Raw genomic sequence first — 18280 nt, forward strand, 5'->3', positions numbered from 1 at the left:
GAGAGAAGTTCCATGGCAAATGTGTCCGTTCTGGTGGTGGATGATGCACCCTTCATCCGCGACCTGATCAAGAAGGCGTTGCGCAGTCATTTTCCCGGGCTGCAGATCGAAGAGGCGGTAAACGGCAGCAAGGCCCGACAGGTGCTCGGGCGCGTGACATTCGACCTGATTCTCTGTGACTGGGAAATGCCGGAACTCAGCGGTCTGGAGCTGCTCCAGTGGCTGCGGGCGCAACCCGGTCAGGAGAAGACCCCCTTCATCATGGTCACCAGTCGCGGCGACCGCGACAACGTGGTTCAGGCCATTCAGGCCGGCGTCAGTGACTATGTCGGCAAGCCGTTCAGCAACGAACAGCTGATAGCCAAGGTCAGCAAGGCCCTGCAGCGCAGTGGCAAGCTGCAGCAGCTGCGTGGCCGACCGGTGCAGGCCAGCACCGGCCATGCCCAGGAGTCGGTGAATGCGCTGCTGGGCGCACGCAAGGCGGCGCCGTCGGCAGAGCCAGCCGTGGAGGAGCCCCAGGAAGTGGTATTGCGCTCGCCGGCCCGCGCTCAGCTGCGGGTCGCGGGGCAGCAGCACGCCTGCGTGATCCGGCGCCTGAGCCTGCGAGATGCCCAGCTGCTGGTGCGTCGCGGTGAGCAGATTCCCAGTCTGTTCGAGAGTGCGGTATTGGATCTTGAGCAGGGCAGCGAGGGAAGTGCGGTGGCGCGGATCAACGGATATCTGCATTCGCTGTCGGCGCTGGAGGAGCGGCTGGACAGCGAATGGCTGCTGGTGGTGATCCGCTTCGTGGACCAGGACCCCGACAAGCTGGAGAAACTGTCGCTGATGATCGCGGGTGCCGGCTAGTCTTCGCTTTCCTCGATCAGACGTTCAGCGGGGAACAGGCAGGTGAACGTGCTGCCCTTGCCCGGCGTGCTGGTGATCTTCAGTTCGCCCTGATGGCGCATCATCACGTGCTTGACGATGGCCAGACCCAGCCCGGTGCCGCCGGTGCTGCTGTTGCGGCTTGAGTCGATTCGGTAGAAGCGCTCGGTCAGCCGCGGCAGGTGGTCTGCAGTAATCCCCGGGCCGTTATCCGTCACGCTCAGGCGTGCTCCCGTCTCGTCCCGACTCCAGCTGACGTGGATGCTGGAACCCTCGGGGGTGTACTTCACGGCGTTGTACACCAGGTTGGAAATGGCACTGCGCAATTCGGTCTCCAGGCCGCGCAAGGGCGCCTGGGTGCTGCATTCCAGGGTGATCTGGTGCTGCCTGTCGCCTGACAGGGCCAGTGCATCCTTGCGGATGCCGGGAAGCATCAGATCGATCCGGACCGGCTTCTCGTCGGCGCGCACATTGGCTGTTTCCAGTCGCGACAGCATCAGCAGATCGTTCAGCAGGCTCTGCATGCGCTGGGCCTGCTGCTGCATCTGGACCAGCGGTCTCGTCCAGCGGGGATGGCTGCCGTCATCGGCGTCGATCATGGTTTCCAGATACCCCACCAGCACCGTCAACGGCGTACGCAACTCGTGGGACACATTGGCTACGAAGTCCTTGCGCATCTGTTCGAGGTTGTGCAGCCGGGTCACGTCGCGGACCAGGATCAGCCGCTCGCCGTTGCCATAGCGGGTGATGTTGTACTGCAGCCAGGTGGTGGTGCGCAGCGGAGAGGGGATGTTCAGCGGTTCGCGGTAATCGCCGTTGTCGAAATAGGTGACGAAGCGGGGATCGCGCAGCAGGTTGTGCACGTGCTGACCGCTGTCATCGGGCGCGCGCAGCCCCAGCAGCTGCTCGGCGGAGTGGTTCCACCACTCGAGGTGGCCTTCCTTATCAAGCATGACCACACCGTCGCGCAGAGCGGCGGTGGAGGTCTGGATGCGCTCGATGATCCCCTGCAGCCGGGCGCGCGCCCGCTGATCGCGGCGCTGGATGCGGTAGATATCATCAAAGATGTTGCCCCACAGCCCCCGGGCCTCGGGCGGCGGTTCGCCCGGGCGGGTATGCAGCCAGTTCTGCAGCCGCTGGGTCTGCCGCAGGGTATGGGCAAGGTACGCGCCCAGGCCGATCACCAGTGCCCAGGCCGGCTGACCCACGGCCCAGCCAACGGCGACGCAGATCGCCAGCAGCCAGAACAGTCTGCCGAGGATGGCAGTAAACCAGTTCGTCTTCACCCGTGCTTCCCGATAGGTGGTGAGTGATCCGTCCTGTGATCAGCTCTTGGTGGAGAACCGGTATCCGGTTCCGCGTACGGTCTGGACCAGCCCTTCATAGTCACTGCCCAGCGCCTTGCGCAGGCGACGAATGTGTACATCGACCGTGCGCTCCTCGACATACACGTTGCCGCCCCACACCTGATCCAGCAACTGGCTGCGAGTATAGGCGCGCTCCTGGTGGGTCATGAAGAACTGGAGCAGCCGGTATTCGGTAGGGCCTATCTCGGCCGGCTTGCCATCGATGGTGACCCGGTGGCTCACCGGATCCAGGCACAGCCCGCCGATTTCGATGGGTGTCTCGTCATCCATCGCGCCGGCCCGGCGCAGTACTGCCTTGAGGCGCGCCACCAGCTCACGGGGGGAGAAGGGCTTGGTGATGTAATCGTCTGCACCCACCTCCAGCCCCTGGACCTTGTTGTCCTCTTCACCCTTGGCGGTGAGCATGATGATCGGGATGCTGCTGGTCAACTCGTCGCGCTTGAGCCGTCGGGCCAGTTCTATGCCGCTGGTGCCCGGCAGCATCCAGTCGAGCAGGATCAGGTCCGGCTGGGCATCGATGATCGCCGCACGGGCCTGCTGGGCATTTTCCGCTTCAAGGCAGCTGTATCCGGCCATCTCCAGCGCAACGGCAATCATTTCCCGAATGGGGGCTTCGTCGTCAACGATCAGTATGGTCTTGTCTGCCATGGTGCTCCGTCCGGTTGCATTTCTGACGAGACGATTAGATAACAATTTTGTTGCAGTTGTATTACTGCGCCGGCGGCGGCTCAGCCGAACTGGAAATGCAGCGCCAGACCGATGAAAGCCAGCATGCCGCTCCAGTGATTCGACAGGAACGCCGCCAGACAGGCCTGGGGCTCGCGGTCACGGATCAGCCAGTGTTGCCAGCCGAAGCTCAGCGCCATCGCCAGCAGCCCGAGCAGCCAGTAGAGGCCCAGTTCGAAACGACTGCCTACCAGCAGCAGGCACAGCAGCGTCAGGCCCTGCAGCAGGCCGACCATCAACCGGTCCGCTTCGCCGAACAGGATGGCGGTGGACTTGACCCCGATCACCAGGTCGTCCGGACGGTCGCACATGGCGTATTCGGTGTCATAGGCCACTGTCCACAGCAGATTGGCGATATACAGCAGCCAGAGCGCCGGGGGCAGCTCGCCGGCCTGGGCGGCAAAGGCCATCGGGATGGCCATGGAATAGGCGGCGCCGAGTACCACCTGGGGATAGAAGGTGAAGCGCTTGCAGAAGGGGTAGACCGTGGCCAGCACCACGGCGATCAGGGCCAGCTTGAAGGTCAGCAGGTTGGTCCACAGCAGCAGCGAGGCGCTGAGTGCCACCAGAATGGCGAAGGTGACCAGGGCTTCCCGTGAACTGATGCGTCCGGTGGCCAGCGGTCGGTTGCGGGTGCGGCTGACATGGCCATCCACCTTGCGGTCGGCAAAATCATTTATCACGCAACCGGCGCAGCGCATCAGCACCACGCCGGCGACGAACACCGCCAGCAGCACAGGGTCCGGAATACCGCCTGCCGCCAGCCACAGCGCGCAGAGCGTGGGCCACAGCAACAGATAGATGCCGATGGGTCTGTCCAGCCGCATCAACTGGATGAAATCCATGGCGCGGGGATGCAGGCGGGCGAGGGGTTTGATCAGCAGGCCGGTCACGATGATCTCCGAAACGGGGTGGGTGTATCAGGCCGCAGGCGGCCAGCCGGGAAGAAAGACTTCGCACACCAGCAGCTGCAGGCGTTCGCTGCTGAAGCGTGAACGTCTTGCCCAGCAATGCTCGGCCCGCAGGGGCGAGGGTAGCCAGTCGGCCGGGTAGGGGCTGATCTCGATCGGCTCGCGGCGGATGCGCGGATCGCTGAACAGCAGCTCTCCCAGGCTGCGACTTCCGAGGTCCTCCAGGTGCACGCCCGCGGCGCGGAAGGCCTGGAGGTCGGCGACGGTGCGGGCAAACACGCGGGGCGCTCCTGCCGTGTGCAGCAGCACCTCGCGGATCCACAGCGGGTGCCCGGCGGACAGGCCGAGCGCAGCAGCCTCGTCGGCCCGGGCCGGTTGCTGCTGTTGGGTCAGCACTTCTACCCGGAAATCGTCGCGTCCTGCAGCAATCAACCGACGGGTCAGCGAGCCCTCATCAACCAGCCAGTCCAGCAGGGCACCGCCGGGGCGCTGCGGGTGAAGGGAGGCAGGTTGCCAGTCGGGGATGCACATGGAAGTCCTTGGCGCTGTATCGGTGTTGAAGCGAGAGCAGAGGGTAGCATGATTGGCCCGGGCTTTGTGCTGCTGGCTGCGCCCGCGCGAAGCAGCTAACCTGTAGCGGATCTCAGTTGGGGAGCCGGTTGCATGAGAAAGTGGCAGTGCATTGTCTGTGGTTTCATCTATGACGAGGCCGAGGGCTGGCCGGAAGATGGCATCGCCCCGGGTACGGCGTGGGAGGACGTTCCGGAGGACTGGCAGTGTCCGGATTGCGGCGTGGGCAAGGATGACTTCGAGCTGATCGGCTAGAGAAATAGTAGTGAGACATTCTTGGCTTTTTCCGCCAAATGGGCGATAACAGGCGGGCGTCGGCGGGTAAATGGCTGGCGCACATGTTTGAGTCGTGCGATGCTGTGCGAGCTCGAAGCGGCCCAGAGCCAGGCAAGGCGGGCCGGAAGCAGTGCTGCGCAGCAGCGAAAAACAAAAACAACACTGAAAGTGAGGCTTCATATGCGTAAACCGGAACTCGCAGCGGCCATCGCCGAAAAGGCAGACCTGAGCAAGGAACAGGCTAACCGCGCGCTTAACGCAATTCTCGATGAAATCACCCAGGCCCTGAGCCGCAAGGACACCGTCACTCTGGTTGGCTTCGGCACTTTCCTGCAGCGTCATCGCGGCGCCCGCACCGGCAAGAACCCGCAGACCGGCGAGCCAGTCAAGATCAAGGCCAGCAACACCGTCGCCTTCAAACCGGGCAAGGGTCTGAAAGACTCGGTCAACTGAGGCTCGCAGCCGGAGGGCCCGGGGCCCTCCGGCCAGACGACATCACTCCTTGCGCTTGAACCCCAGCTGGTACTCGTTCACCAGCTTGCGCAGCGCATCCCTCGCATCCAGCACCTTGTCCACCGCCTGGTGGACGGCATCCTCCGTCAGACCCAGTCGCTCCAGCAGTGCCTCCGGTATCGGCATCTCCGGACCGCTGCCGATGCCCCGCTCGCGCAGGGTAGCCAGTGTCAGGTACACCAGATTGGCGTAGACGTGATGTTCGCCGTCGAAGTCCGGGTCGTGCTGGTGGCGGATGGCGGTGCAGATTTCCGTCGGCATGTCCCAGTAACGCATCAGCCAGCTGCCGATCTGGTCACGATTGACCCCCAGCAGATGCTGATCCACCTGCCAGGCGGGCACATGCGGGTTGGCTTCCATATGCCGGCAGATCAGCTGGAAGTAGGGCGGGAAGATGTACGCCAGCACCAGATAGCCGAAGTTGTGCAGCAAACCGGCCAGGTAACTCAGGCCCAGCTCAGGGCGGCGGTCCCGGGGCATGATCCGGGCCAGGCCCTCGATCACCGCGGCAGCGTAGATGGACTGCTCCCAATAGGGAGTGGTGCGCTCCGGCGCGTCCTTGGGCAGGCTGAAGGTCTTGCCCAGCGCCAGACCGATGGACAGGTTGATCACCAGCTCGAAGCCCAGCACCCGGACGATGGCGTCTTCCACCGAACGGACCTTGCCTGAGGACGCGTAGAACGAGGATGAGGCCCAGCTGACCACCTGTGCGGCCAGGCTGGGGTCGGTTTCCACTACGTCGGTCAGCTGCTCGACCGTCACATTGGGATTCACCCGCAGGGCCATGATCCGCTGGGCCGTGGTGGGCAGCGGTGGAATCTCGATGGTCTCTTCCAGCCGCTGACGCATGCGCAGCGCGGTGAAGTTGCTCACCGCGGCACTGATGTCCTCGCGGTCCTGCTCGGGATCTTCGGCTGGGCTGTGAATGCTGTCCAGCGGCACGGCGAAGGAGGCGGCGGTAGCCGAGGCGGAGAGGGCCGTCAGCGCCTTGCGGTCAAGTTCCAGCCACCAGCCGGGCAGACCGCTGCGCAGCCATACCTTCGATTCGCCGAGCAATCTGTTCTCGATGATGCAGGTCGCATCCACCAGTGTCGGCAGGCCGGGCAGCTGGCTCAGCTGATAGTGACTGAGGATCTGCTGCAGCTGCCGGTCGCGGATAGGTTGCAGCTCACGCTGGGTGAGTTGCTGGAGCTGGCGCAGGTCCAGCATATGATTGGAAGGGATCAGCGTCAGCACCATGCCGTCAGCATCGCCGAGCAAACATGCCTCCACCCGCTGCCCGGCAGGCCCGATCTCATGCGCCTGGCGCAGCTGGTACGCTATGGCGTGCCGTTCCAGCTGTTTTTCCAGCAGGTCGGGCAGTGTGGCTGTGGCAGTCATCGCGCTTCCTTTTTCTCTTGGTACGTGCCGGCCGATCTTAGCATGGGCAGGTTATACCTGGGCGAACTGCTGACCTTCCGCCAGCCAACGGTCGATAAGCGGGCCGACCCGCTCTGGATGGGCGTTGGCGAGGTCTGCTGCGGCCTGCTGAACCAGTGGCAGAAGGTCGGCGTCACGCACCAGGTCGGCCACCCTGAACTGCACCAGACCGGTCTGACGGGTACCCAATACCTCGCCGGGACCGCGCAGCTCGAGATCCTTTTCGGCAATGACAAAACCGTCCGAGCTTTCCCGCATGATGCTCAGTCGCTCGCGGCCCAGTGCGGACAGCGGCGTCTGGTACAGCAGCACGCAGTGGCTGGCAGTACTGCCCCGGCCGACCCGGCCGCGCAGCTGGTGCAGCTGTGCCAGGCCAAGGCGTTCAGGGTTCTCGATGATCATCAGGCTGGCGTTGGGCACGTCGACGCCGACCTCTATGACCGTGGTGGCCACCAGCAGATGCAGATCGCCGTCCTTGAACGATTGCATGATCTCGGCTTTCTCGGCGGGTTTCATGCGGCCATGGATCAGACCGATGGACAGGTCCGGCAGCTGCTCGCAGAGTGTCTGCCAGGTCACCTCGGCGGCCTGAGCCTGCAGCTGCTCGGATTCCTCGATCAGGGTGCATACCCAATAGGCCTGGCGACCTTCGGCGCAGCCGGCGCGGACGCGCTCGACCACTTCGTCACGGCGGCTGTCGGACACCAGTACGGTGTTGATGGGCGTGCGTCCCGGTGGCAGCTCGTCCAGTACCGAGGTGTCCAGATCGGCGTAGGCGCTCATCGCCAGGGTGCGCGGGATGGGGGTGGCGGTCATGATCAGCTGGTGCGGAGAGAAGCGCCCGGCTGCGCCCTTGTCGCGCAATGCCAGGCGTTGCTGCACGCCGAAGCGGTGTTGCTCGTCGATGATCGCCAAGCCCAGATTGTGGAAGCGGACTTCGTCCTGGAACAGCGCGTGGGTACCGACCACCATCGCCGCCTCGCCGGTGGCGATCATCTGTAGCTGGTTGGCCCGGGCTTTGCCCTTGAGCTTGCCCGCCATCCAGGCCACCGAGATGCCCAGTGCGCTGAACCAGCGCTGGAAGTTGTTGAAATGCTGCTCGGCAAGGATCTCGGTGGGCGCCATCAGCGCGACCTGCCAGCCGGCTTCCAGTGCCTGCAGGGCGGCCAGGGCTGCGACCACGGTCTTGCCGGCCCCGACATCGCCCTGAACCAGACGCAGCATGGGGCGCGGCTGCGCCAGGTCGGCGCGAATCTCTTCCGCCACCCGCTGCTGGGCGCCTGTAAGGGGAAAGCCCAGCTGCACGATGTAAGCCTGTGCCAGTTCACCTGGTGCCTGCATCACCGGTGCGTGCCAGGCGCGCAGTTCAGCACGCAGCCGCAGCATGGTCAGCTGGTGTGCCAGCAGCTCTTCGAAGGCCAGCCGATGCTGGGCCCAGTGCCGGCCGTCCTCCAGCGCCTGCAGGTCAATGTCCGGCGGAGGCCGGTGCAGGGTGCGGATGGCTTCATGCAGCGGTGGCAGGCGGTATTCGCTGATCAGCTCCGGCGGCAACAGGTCCGGCAGGGTGTTGCCCTGCTCGAGCCAGCCCAGGGCCGACTCGCTGAGGTTGCGCAGACGTTGCTGCGACAGCCCCTCGGTCGCCGGATAGATAGGCGTTAGGGTGGTATCCACTGGCGCCTGCTGGGGGCGGTCGAGGCTTTGCAGTTCGGGATGATAGATTTCCAGGCCCGACGCGCCCGGTCGCACCTCGCCATAACAGCGCCAGCGGCTGCCGCGCTGCAGGCTGGCCTTGAGCGCGGCACTGAAATAGTAGAAGCGCAGGCTCAGCGTACCGCTGCCATCCTGTATCCGGCACAGCAGGCTGCGGCGCCGGCCCATGACCACATCGGCGCCCATGATGACGCCTTCGATCACCGCGTCGAGCCCCGGGCGCAGGGCACCGATGGGAGTAATCCGGGTCCGGTCCTGATAACGCAGCGGCAGGTGGAAGAGGATATCTTCCACGCTGCGCAGGCCCAGGCGGTTGAGTTTCTCCTCCATGGCCGGACCGATACCCTTGAGCACCGTCAGCGACGTATGTTCAGACGTCGCACGCATGATCAGGCCTTGTCAGCCGGGGCGGCCACTGAACACAGGCGGATGGAGTCGCTGAGGATATCCACAGCCTTGGGCCGCGGAAAACTGGCGCGCCAGGCGATGGCGACAGTCCGGAAAGGTACCGGCGAGCGGAACTGCTTGGTGACCAGCAGATCGGAGCTGTAATAACGGTCATCTGCCGCGGACATCGGCAGCACCGTCATGCCCATGCCGGAGGCGACCATGTGGCGAATGGTCTCCAGCGAGCTGGACTCGATCGTGCTGTGTTTCGGCTCGTCACCCCGGCGGGTGGTGGGACAGGCTTCCAGTACCTGCTCACGGAAGCAGTGACCCTCGCCGAGCAGCAGCAGACGGTCGTCGTCCAGATCGTCCAGGCTGACATCCTGGCGATCTGCCCAGGGGTGATCAGCGGGGATCAGCAGGCTGAACGGCTCGTCGTACAGCGGTTTGGTCAAGATGTCCGGCTCGCTGAAGGGCAGCGCCACGATGATCGCGTCGAGCTCACCATTGCGCAGCTTGTCCCGCAGGTTGTGGGTGTAGTCCTCTTCGATATACAGCGGCATCTCCGGTGCGACCCGATGCAGCTGCGGGATCAGGTGGGGGAACAGGTAGGGTCCGATGGTATAGATCGTACCGACCTTGAGCGGCGCCGAGAGCTGGTTCTTGCCCGCGTTGGCCAGCTCGCGGATGGTCATGGCCTCCTCCAGCACACGTTGCGCCTGGGCGACGATCTTCTCCCCGATAGGAGTGACCCGGACCGCGCTCTTGGTGCGCTCGAACAGCAGCACGCCGAGTTCTTCCTCGAGCTTCTTGACGCCCACGCTCAGGGTCGGCTGGGATACGTGGCAACGCTCGGCCGCGTGGCCGAAGTGCTGCTCCTGGGCGAGGGTGACGATGTAGCGGAGTTCGGTCAGTGTCATGGGGTATATACTGCTCATGCAAAAAATTTCCCCAAGCATAGCGGTCTCTGATAGAGGAAAACAATCAGGATGAAGCATCTGGTAATTGCAGGTTGCGGTGACGTGGGCACGGCGTTGGGCCTGCGCATGCTGGAGCACGGTTGGCAGGTCAGCGGTCTGCGTCGTGACCCCACTGGCCTGCCCGACGGATTCGGGCGTATTGCGGCGGATCTCATCCTCGACGAGCGTCCCGCCGACTGGCCGGAGCGGGTGGATTATGTGGTCTTCTGCCCCGCTGCCGGCCGGCGTGATCCCGAGCTGTACCGCGCACTCTATGCAGACGGCCTCAGGCATGTGTTGGGTTGGCTGCAGCAAAGCCGACAGCGGCCACGCCACCTGCTGCAGGTGTCCAGCACGGCCGTGTACGGCCAGAGTGCCGGTGAATGGGTAACGGAAAACAGCCCGGCGGTGGCCGCCACGCCCACAGCCCCGATACTGCTGGAGGCCGAGGACATTGCCCTGCGCAGCGGGATGCCGGCGTCGGTGGTGCGGCTGGGAGGTATCTATGGTCCCGGCCGGACCCGGCTGATCGAACAGGTGCGCAACGGTCTGTACGTACCGGAGGAGCCTGAGCAGTTCACCAACCGTATTCACCGCGACGATGCCGCCGGACTGCTGGCGCATCTGCTGCTATCGGCTGACAGGGGAGACTTGCTGGCGCCGTGTTATATCGGTGTCGACGATGAACCGGCATCGCTGCGCGAAGTCGCCGATTGGCTGGCGGGACGGTTGGGGGTCAGTCTGCTGGAGGAAGGGGCGACGGCCAACCGGATCGGCAGCAAGCGCTGCAGCAATGCCCTGGCCAGGGAGTCGGGCTGGGAACCGCAGTATCCCAGTTATCGGGAGGGCTACGCGAGCATGCTCGGGTAGCCCCGGGCTGATCAGCCTACGACCAGGATGCCGTCCATCTCGACCGGCACGCCCTTGGGCAGGGCGGCCACACCGATGGCGGCACGGGCCGGATAGGGCTGCTCGAAGTAGCGGCCCATGATCTCGTTGACCTTGGCGAAGTTGTTCAGGTCGGTGAGGAAAATGTTCAGCTTGACGATGTCCTGCAGCTTGCCGCCTGCGGCCTCGGCCACCAGTGCCAGGTTGTCGAATACACGGCAGACCTGGGCCTCGAAGCCCTCAACCACTTCCATGGTGGCCGGATCCAGCGGGATCTGTCCGGACAGGTAGACGGTGTTGCCTACCTTGATGGCCTGGGAGTAGGTGCCGATGGCGGCAGGGGCGTGTTCACTGGTGATGACTTGCTTGTTCATGGTGTCTCCATTGGATTCAGTTCTTCAAGCGGGTGATCCGCGTTACCCCTTGTAGGGCGCGGATGCGTTTGATCAGTTGTGACAGATGCAGGCGGCCGCGCACGCGCAGAGCCAGTTGCACAACACTGATCTTGCCGTCACGTTCGTCAACACTGATCTTGTCGATGCTGGCGTCCGCGACAGTGATGCTGGTAGCCAGCTGCGCGATGATGCCGCGCTGATGTTCCAGTTCGACCCGCAGTTCCACGGTGAATTCGCCACTGACGTTCTTGTCCCAGGTCAGATGGAGGATCTTCTCGCTGTTGCCCCGATGTTCCGCCAGGTTGTTGCAGGTCTCCTGGTGGATGACCATGCCCTTGCCGGTGGTGATGAAGCCGACGATGGGGTCGCCGGGGATCGGGTTACAGCAGCGTGCAAAACTGACCACCATTCCTTCGGTGCCACGGATTGCCAGTGGCGCTTCTTCAGTGCTCGGCTGCTGGGCTGTGTCAGCCTGAATGATTTCCGCCTGCGCCGGTGCGTCATTGCTCAGCAGGTTGCGGGCGATGACGTAGGCCATGCGGTTGCCCAGACCGATGTCGGCCAGCAGGTCCTCGAGGTTCTCCATGCCGTAATCCTGGAGAATCGCCTTGATGCGCCGCTCGGGAATCTGCTTGAGGGTGGTATCGAAGCTGACCAGTACCTTGTCGAGCAACCGCTCGCCGAGGGCGATGGCTTCGGACTGGCGCTGGTGTTTGAGGGCATGGCGGATGTTGCTGCGCGCCTTGCCGGTAGTGACGAAATTGAGCCAGGCGGGATTGGGCCGCGCGCCCGGAGCGGTGATGATCTCTACCGTCTGGCCACTTTCCAGCGGCTCGGACAGCGGCGCCAGGCGCCGGTTGATGCGACAGGCAATGCAGCTGTTGCCGACGTCGGTGTGCACCGCGTAGGCGAAGTCCACCGGGGTCGAGCCCTTGGGCAGTTCCATGATCCGGCCCTTGGGCGTGAAGATGTAGACCTCATCGGGGAACAGGTCGATCTTGACGTTCTCGATGAACTCCAGCGAACTGCCCGCGTGCTGCTGCAGTTCCAGCACGCCCTTGAGCCATTGCCGGGTGCGGGCATGGTTGCCGTTGATCACGTCGTCCTTGGACTTGTACACCCAGTGCGCAGCAATGCCATTGTTGGCCAGGTCTTCCATCTCCTGGGTACGGATCTGAATCTCGATCGGTACCCCATGCAGACCGAACAGGGTGGTGTGCAGGGACTGGTAACCGTTGGCCTTGGGGATCGCGATGTAGTCCTTGAAGCGGCCGGGGAAGGGTTTGTACAGGCTGTGTACCGCGCCCAGCACCCGGTAGCAGGTATCGACCTTGTCGACGATAATGCGGAAGGCGTAGACATCCATGATCTCGCTGAACGCCTTGCGCTTCTCGCGCATCTTCTCGTAGATGCCGTACAGGTGCTTCTCCCGCCCCAGCACCTTGCCCTCCAGGCCCTCGCGTTCGAGGCAGGCCTGCAGCGACTCCAGAATCTGGTTGAGCAGCTCCTTGCGGTTGCCGCGGGCATCGCGCACGGCCTGGGCAATCATCCGCGAGCGCATCGGGTACATCGCCTTGAAACCCAGGTCCTCGAATTCGGTGCTCAGGCTGTGCATGCCCAGCCGGTTGGCGATGGGAGCGTATATTTCCAGGGTCTCGCGGGCGATGCGGCGGCTCTTGTCCGGCCGCAGCGCACCCAGGGTGCGCATGTTGTGCAGGCGGTCGGCGAGCTTGACCAGGATCACCCGGATATCCCGGGCCATGGCCAGCGCCATCTTCTGGAAGTTTTCCGCCTGGGCCTCGGCCTTGGTCTCGAAGGTCATCTGGGTCAGCTTGCTGACCCCGTCCACCAGATCGGCCACGGTGTCGCCGAACTGACTGACCAGCGCTTCCTTGGGAATGCCGGTGTCTTCGATCATGTCGTGCAGCATGGCCGCCATCAGGCTCTGATGGTCCATGTGCATTTCGGCAAGAATATTGGCTACCGCCAGCGGATGGGTGACGTAGGGCTCACCGCTGCGGCGGGTCTGGCCGTCATGCGCCTGCTCTGCATAGAAATAGGCGCGGCGCACCAGGTTGACCTGATCGGGCTCCAGGTAACTGTCGAGCCGATCGGCAAGTACTTCTATTCCGGACATGCAACCCTCCTGCAGCCTGACGGGCGGGCGATTCGATGCAGATTGCACGGCCATCGTATAGCGTTACTCCGGCAGTTCGCTTTCCAGCGAATACAGGGGTTCCTGCTGATCGTGCAGGGCTTCCTCGGCAAGGATCTCGTCGCTGATCAGACCCTCGGCGATTTCGCGCAGCGCGACGACGGTGGGCTTGTCATTTTCCCATGCAACCTTGGGTTCCTTGCCGCCAGTGGCGATCTGGCGGGCACGCTTGGTGGCCAGCATGACCAGCTCAAAGCGGTTGTCTACGTTTTCCAGGCAGTCTTCAACGGTGACACGGGCCATGGTGATACTCCGAAACGGCAGATGAAAAAAATCGGGGAAGCGTGTAAAGCAACGCAGGACCGGACAGTTTACTGGGTCAGGGCTCAGTCTGACAACAGCGCGTTCAGCAGGTCCCGGTGGGTTACCTGCTGGTGCGCCAGGGTCATGCGGTTGCTGCGCAATATCGATTTCATGTCATCCAGTGCGGTCTGGAAGTCGTCATTGATGACAATATAGTCGTATTCCACATAATGGCTCATCTCCGCTACCGCCTGCGCCATGCGCGAGGCAATCACCTCGTCGGCGTCCTGCCCGCGGTTGTTCAGTCGTTCGTTCAGCGCTTCGCGGCTTGGTGGCAGGATGAAGATCGAGCGGGCCTGGGGCAGCGCACGGCGCACCTGCTGGGCGCCCTGCCAGTCGATCTCCAGAATCAGGTCATGGCCTTCCGCCAGGGTGCGCTCAACCGCGCTCTGCGAGGTGCCATACAGGTTGCCGAACACCTCGGCATGTTCCAGGAAGTCCCCTTCACCGACCTGCCTGAGGAACTGCTCGCGGGTGGTGAAGTGATAGTTGACCCCATCCACCTCGCCCGGCCGCATGGGGCGGGTGGTATGGGAAACCGACACGCGCAGGGTCTCGATCTGATCGATCAGTGCCTTTACCAGGGTGGTCTTGCCCGCGCCGGAGGGGGCGGAAACGATGTAAAGGGTGCCGGCGGCCTGGGTCATGTTCTTTCCTGGGGGTAGATTGGGGATGGGGCGCAGTATAAAACGTAACGCGCCCCAGGTCATTTCCGCATGGCGGAGGCGGGCGGCGTGGCTTCGGCGGGGGAGGCGTCCTCGAACCGGTCGACCTGCCGCAGGGTGCGGAAGGCTGCCGCCCAGCCGCCCACCACCGCCAGGGTGGAGAACGCGCCGATCAGCGCTGCCGGTACCGCGCCGAACCAGGCGGCGCTGAGCCCGCCGCGGAAATTGCCCAGCTCGTTCGACGAGCTGATGAACAGCATGTTGACCGCATTCACCCGTCCGCGCATGGCATCCGGCGTGGAGAACTGGATCAGCGCCGAGCGGATATAGACGCTGACCATGTCCGCCGCCCCGGCAATCAGCAGGGCCGCAAAGGACAGCCAGAACAGGGTGGACAGGGCAAACACCAGATTGGCCACGCCGAACAGCGCCACCGCGATGAACATGGTGCGCCCGACATTGCGATTGAAGGGCCGGGCGCTGAGGTACAGCCCGACGACGATCTCGCCGATGGCCATGGCACTGCGCAGCAGGCCGAGCCCCTCTGAGCCCACCTGCAGCACATCGCTGGCATAGATCGGCAGCAGCGCCACCACGCCGCCGAGCAGCACGGCAAACAGATCCAGCGAGATGGTGCCCAGGATGATCGGCCTGGTACGGATGAAATGCAGCCCGGCGGTGAAGCGCTTCCAGCCGGACGTCTCGGTGACCTGCATGGCCTCGGCATACAGCACCGGTACGCGGCTCAGCAACGCCAGGCTGCCGGTGAAGCAGACAAGGCAAACGGTGTAGGTCAGTTCACCACCGCCGATGGCATACAGGACACCGCCAAGCACCGGACCGAGAATGGTGGCAGCGCGCATGATGGTGCTGTTGGTGGCGATCGCCTGGGCCAACTGATCGCGCGGCACGATCTGCGGCAGCAGGCTCTGCAGCGCCGGGCCGATGAATGCCCGCGAGCAGCCGTAGAGCACCAGCGCCCCGTAGAGCCAGGCCAGGTGGGGCTCATCCAGCGTCGACAGCCATAACAGAATCCCGCTGCACGCCGCCGCGCCCAGCCAGGACAGGCTGAGGATCATCTTGCGGCTGTACCTGTCGATCAGATCGCCGGCCGGCATCAGCAGAAACAGCATCGGCAGAAATTGCGCCAGACCCACCCAGGCCAGTGACAGCGGATCGCCGGTGATCTCGTAGACCTGCCAGGCCACCACGATGGCCTGGATCTGCATGGCGAACACCGCGAGCAGCCGGGCGATGACAAAGGGCATGAAACCCGGCTGACGGAACAGGTTCAAACGGCTGGGAAGTAAGCGCAAGCTGACATCTTCGGGTGGGGTGACGGGACCGGCAATCATAGCAGTCATGGGGCCCGCCTGCAGCGCCCTGCTCGGGGCGGGCGAGCATTATCCGGCGCCGGCGGGATGTCGCGGCATTTTCATTTGCGCCCCGATTGCGGTAGCTTGCGGCGGTTATCCGATCTCAAGGGGGGGTGTCATGTCCATCAACTGGCTGATGCTGATCATCGGCGGCTTGTTCGAAACCGGCTTTGCCATCAGCCTGGGCAAGGCCCAGCAATCCAGCGGCAAGGCCCTGGCCCTGTGGCTGACCACCTTCGCCGTCTGCGTGGCGATCAGCATGTTCCTGCTGTTCAAGGCCATGGGTGGGCCCAAGGCCATTCCGGTGGGTACCGCCTACGCAGTATGGGGCGCTATCGGCGCCTTCGGCACCGTGGTAGCCGGCATCGCCCTGTTCAACGAGCCGGTGACCTTCTGGCGGATGTTCTTTCTGACCACCCTGGTGCTGTCGGTGGTGGGACTGCAATTGACCACTGCCGCCTGACAGCGTTGCGCCACCTGCGTCGGGCCTAGAGAATGCCGCTGGCGCGCATCCGCGCGATATCTTCGGGGCTGAAATTCAGGCGCTGCATCAACACGCTGTCGGTGTGCTCGCCCAGCAGCGGCGGGGCCTGGCGGTAGTGCACCGGGGTGGCTGACAGGCGCAGCGGGCTGGCTACCAGCGGCACGCTGCCGGCGAGGCTGTGCTCCATCGCTATCTGCATCTGGCGGGCCCTGATCTGCGGGTCGGCAAACACCTTGTCCAAGCTGTTGATCGGACCACAGGGCACACCGGCCGGCTCCAGCGCCGCCATCCACTCATCGGTGGTCCTGAACACGGTGGTCTGACGGATCAGCGGAATCAGCACGCTGCGGTTGGCTACCCGCGCCTGGTTGCTGGCAAAGCGTGGGTCGTCAGCCCATTCGGGGTGGCCGGCTACCTCGGCGAACTTGCGGAACTGCGTGTCGTTGCCGATGGTAAGAATCAGGTCCCCGTCGGCAGTGGGAAAGTCCTGATAAGGCACTATGTTGGGGTGGGCGTTACCCAGCCGCGCCGGGGCCTTGCCCGTGGTCAGGTAATTCATTGCCTGGTTGGCCAGGCAGGCCACCTGTACGTCCAGCAACGCGGTGTCGATATGCTGGCCCTGGCCGGTTTCGCTGCGGTGGTTGAGCGCGGCAAGGATGCCGATGGTGGCATACAGCCCGGTAAGGATGTCGGTGAGCGCCACACCGACCTTCATCGGACCGGCGCCTTCCTCGTCGTCAGCCCGGCCGGTGAGGCTCATCAGACCTCCCAGCCCCTGGATCATGAAGTCGTAACCGGCACGCTGGGCGTAGGGGCCGTTCTGGCCGAATCCGGTCACCGAGCAGTAGATGAGTTTCGGGTTGGTCGTTTTCAGGCTCTGATAGTCCAGGCCGTAGGCGGCCAGCCCCCCCACCTTGAAGTTCTCGATCAGCACATCTGACTGCTGTACCAGTTCGCGAATGATCTGCTGGCCAGCCGGCCTGGTGAAGTCCACGGTAATGGACTGCTTGTTGCGGTTGGCGCTCAGGTAATAGGCGGACTCCGTGGTTTCCCTGCCCTGATCATCGGTCAGGAAGGGCGGGCCCCAGTGACGGGTGTCATCCCCCGTTTCAGGGCGCTCCACCTTGATGACATCGGCGCCCAGGTCACCCAGGATCTGACCCGCCCAGGGTCCTGCAAGGACCCGGGATAAATCCAGAACACGGATAGTGGATAGTGCGCCGGGCATGTGCTGAATCCTTCTCGGAAATGGGCTGGAGGTCAATCCTGGGCAGCCGCCTGGCGCCAGGGCAATCCGCTTGTGTTATTCGATATTCTGCACCTGCTCGCGCATCTGCTCGATATACACCTTCAGATCCACCGCCGCCTGGGTGCTGCGGATGTCGATGGCCTTGGAGCCGAGGGTGTTGGCCTCGCGGTTGAATTCCTGCATGAGGAAGTCCAGGCGCCGGCCGATGGCGCCCCTGCTGTTCAGCACGTTGCGGGTTTCGTTGATGTGGGTGGTCAGGCGGTCAAGTTCTTCTGCCACATCGATCTTCTGAGCGAGGATCACCAGCTCCTGTTCAACGCGTGTGCTATCCAATTCCAGCTTCGCTTCGTGGAAGCGGTCGATGAGTTTCTGGCGGTGGGCGGCCAGGAGCTCGGGCATCATTTCCCGCAGGGTGGCGACACGCTCCTCCATGCTGCGCAGACGCTCTTCAATCAGCCCGCCCAGCTCGGCACCCTCCCGAGCCCGGCTCTGCTTGAGCTGCTCCAGCGCCTCATTGAACAGTTGATCGGCCTGCTTCACCAGGTCGCTCTGCTGGGCTTCGCCGCCAGCCAGTACCCCGGGCCAGGCCAGCAGTTCCAGCGGGTTGATGGGAGCGGGATTGGTCAGCTGGCTGCTGATCTGTCCGGCCGCTTCCAGCAGCTGGCTGATAAGGGGCTGGTTCAGGCTCAGTTGCTGATTGCTGTCGCTGGTGGGATTGAAGCGCAGGGTGCACTCCAGTTTGCCCCGGGCGAGTTGTTTGCGCAGCCGCTCGCGCAGCGGGCCCTCCAGCTCGCGGAAGGCTTCGGGCAGGCGCAGGCTGGCTTCCAGGTAGCGATGGTTTACCGAGCGCAGCTCCCATACGAGGCTGCCCTGCCGGGTGCTCTGTTCGCTGCGGGCAAAGGCCGTCATGCTGTAAACCATGGGGTGCGCTCCTGATCGTCGGTTCTTCTGTTGGCGACCGGCATTGTACTCCGCCAGTCGCAGTGACGGTACAGCGCCTTGT

General features: G+C 63.8%; 19 protein-coding genes. 5 read left to right on the forward strand and 14 right to left on the reverse strand.

Annotated features, from left to right (window positions below; all coding sequences use genetic code 11):
* Positions 1 to 12 precede the first annotated feature (12 nt).
* Positions 13 to 846, forward strand: a complete 834-nt coding sequence (locus IEW63_RS10555; RefSeq protein ID WP_188636580.1) for a response regulator — start codon at positions 13 to 15, stop codon at positions 844 to 846.
* On the opposite strand, the gene phoR is transcribed toward IEW63_RS10555, so the two are convergent.
* From phoR to IEW63_RS10575, 4 genes are all read right to left on the reverse strand, one after another.
* Entirely contained in the window at positions 843 to 2150 is a 1308-nt protein-coding gene (gene phoR / locus IEW63_RS10560; protein ID WP_188636581.1) for a phosphate regulon sensor histidine kinase PhoR, read from the reverse strand. The genes IEW63_RS10555 and phoR overlap by 4 nt on opposite strands.
* Before the next feature lie 39 nt (positions 2151 to 2189).
* Positions 2190 to 2879: a phosphate regulon transcriptional regulator PhoB gene (phoB, locus tag IEW63_RS10565; RefSeq protein ID WP_188636582.1), complete on the reverse strand. Its 690-nt coding sequence runs from the start codon at positions 2877 to 2879 to the stop codon at positions 2190 to 2192.
* 80 nt (positions 2880 to 2959) lie between these two features.
* Positions 2960 to 3802 (reverse strand): 4-hydroxybenzoate octaprenyltransferase, encoded by an 843-nt coding sequence (gene ubiA / locus IEW63_RS10570; RefSeq protein ID WP_373288227.1) that lies wholly within the window; start codon positions 3800 to 3802, stop codon positions 2960 to 2962.
* 75 nt (positions 3803 to 3877) lie between these two features.
* Positions 3878 to 4399 carry a chorismate--pyruvate lyase family protein gene (locus IEW63_RS10575; RefSeq protein WP_188636584.1) on the reverse strand — a complete coding sequence of 174 codons (522 nt, stop codon included), beginning with the start codon at positions 4397 to 4399 and terminating at the stop codon, positions 3878 to 3880.
* A gap of 132 nt (positions 4400 to 4531) precedes the next feature.
* Between IEW63_RS10575 and IEW63_RS10580 the strand changes: the two genes are divergently transcribed.
* Positions 4532 to 4693 carry a rubredoxin gene (locus tag IEW63_RS10580; protein WP_188636585.1) on the forward strand — a complete coding sequence of 54 codons (162 nt, stop codon included), beginning with the start codon at positions 4532 to 4534 and terminating at the stop codon, positions 4691 to 4693.
* 201 nt (positions 4694 to 4894) lie between these two features.
* Positions 4895 to 5167: an HU family DNA-binding protein gene (locus IEW63_RS10585; protein ID WP_188636673.1), complete on the forward strand. Its 273-nt coding sequence runs from the start codon at positions 4895 to 4897 to the stop codon at positions 5165 to 5167.
* Between the two features lie 42 nt (positions 5168 to 5209).
* On the opposite strand, the gene IEW63_RS10590 is transcribed toward IEW63_RS10585, so the two are convergent.
* The 3 genes from IEW63_RS10590 to IEW63_RS10600 are packed head-to-tail and all read right to left on the reverse strand — an operon-like array spanning position 5210 to position 9663.
* The gene (locus IEW63_RS10590) at positions 5210 to 6607 is read right to left on the reverse strand and encodes an aminoacyl-tRNA deacylase and HDOD domain-containing protein (RefSeq protein WP_188636586.1); all 1398 of its coding nucleotides are present in this window, start codon (positions 6605 to 6607) and stop codon (positions 5210 to 5212) included.
* A 51-nt stretch (positions 6608 to 6658) separates the two neighbouring features.
* Complete coding sequence (gene recG / locus IEW63_RS10595) at positions 6659 to 8743, reverse strand: ATP-dependent DNA helicase RecG (protein WP_188636587.1); 2085 nt, start codon at positions 8741 to 8743, stop codon at positions 6659 to 6661.
* Between the two features lie 2 nt (positions 8744 to 8745).
* Positions 8746 to 9663, reverse strand: a complete 918-nt coding sequence (locus IEW63_RS10600; RefSeq protein WP_188636674.1) for a hydrogen peroxide-inducible genes activator — start codon at positions 9661 to 9663, stop codon at positions 8746 to 8748.
* Positions 9664 to 9732: 69 nt separating this feature from the next.
* On the opposite strand from IEW63_RS10600, the gene IEW63_RS10605 reads away from it, so the two are divergent.
* Positions 9733 to 10572, forward strand: coding sequence for an NAD-dependent epimerase/dehydratase family protein (locus IEW63_RS10605; RefSeq protein WP_188636588.1), 840 nt, complete (start codon positions 9733 to 9735; stop codon positions 10570 to 10572).
* Between the two features lie 11 nt (positions 10573 to 10583).
* Here the strand turns inward: IEW63_RS10605 and ridA are convergent, their stop codons facing one another.
* From ridA to IEW63_RS10630, 5 genes are all read right to left on the reverse strand, one after another.
* Positions 10584 to 10964 carry a deaminase RidA gene (gene ridA / locus IEW63_RS10610; protein WP_188636589.1) on the reverse strand — a complete coding sequence of 127 codons (381 nt, stop codon included), beginning with the start codon at positions 10962 to 10964 and terminating at the stop codon, positions 10584 to 10586.
* 16 nt (positions 10965 to 10980) lie between these two features.
* The gene (gene spoT, locus IEW63_RS10615) at positions 10981 to 13122 is read right to left on the reverse strand and encodes a bifunctional GTP diphosphokinase/guanosine-3',5'-bis pyrophosphate 3'-pyrophosphohydrolase (protein WP_188636590.1); all 2142 of its coding nucleotides are present in this window, start codon (positions 13120 to 13122) and stop codon (positions 10981 to 10983) included.
* A 63-nt stretch (positions 13123 to 13185) separates the two neighbouring features.
* The gene (gene rpoZ / locus IEW63_RS10620) at positions 13186 to 13443 is read right to left on the reverse strand and encodes a DNA-directed RNA polymerase subunit omega (protein WP_188636591.1); all 258 of its coding nucleotides are present in this window, start codon (positions 13441 to 13443) and stop codon (positions 13186 to 13188) included.
* A gap of 83 nt (positions 13444 to 13526) precedes the next feature.
* Positions 13527 to 14150: a guanylate kinase gene (gene gmk, locus IEW63_RS10625; RefSeq protein ID WP_188636592.1), complete on the reverse strand. Its 624-nt coding sequence runs from the start codon at positions 14148 to 14150 to the stop codon at positions 13527 to 13529.
* Between the two features lie 59 nt (positions 14151 to 14209).
* On the reverse strand, positions 14210 to 15532 hold the full coding sequence (locus IEW63_RS10630) for an MFS transporter (RefSeq protein WP_272872594.1): 1323 nt from the start codon (positions 15530 to 15532) through the stop codon (positions 14210 to 14212).
* Positions 15533 to 15662: 130 nt separating this feature from the next.
* Between IEW63_RS10630 and IEW63_RS10635 the strand changes: the two genes are divergently transcribed.
* Positions 15663 to 16007, forward strand: coding sequence for a DMT family transporter (locus tag IEW63_RS10635; RefSeq protein ID WP_229710453.1), 345 nt, complete (start codon positions 15663 to 15665; stop codon positions 16005 to 16007).
* Positions 16008 to 16032: 25 nt separating this feature from the next.
* Here IEW63_RS10635 and IEW63_RS10640 read toward each other — a convergent pair whose 3' ends face one another.
* Together IEW63_RS10640 and IEW63_RS10645 are read right to left on the reverse strand one after the other, a co-directional pair.
* On the reverse strand, positions 16033 to 17256 hold the full coding sequence (locus IEW63_RS10640; protein WP_188636593.1) for a CaiB/BaiF CoA transferase family protein: 1224 nt from the start codon (positions 17254 to 17256) through the stop codon (positions 16033 to 16035).
* Between the two features lie 75 nt (positions 17257 to 17331).
* Positions 17332 to 18198, reverse strand: coding sequence for a YicC/YloC family endoribonuclease (locus tag IEW63_RS10645; protein ID WP_188636594.1), 867 nt, complete (start codon positions 18196 to 18198; stop codon positions 17332 to 17334).
* Positions 18199 to 18280: the final 82 nt, after the last annotated feature.

This window comes from Halopseudomonas pertucinogena (genome assembly GCF_014646575.1).
Taxonomy (GTDB): Bacteria; Pseudomonadota; Gammaproteobacteria; order Pseudomonadales; family Pseudomonadaceae; genus Halopseudomonas; species Halopseudomonas pertucinogena.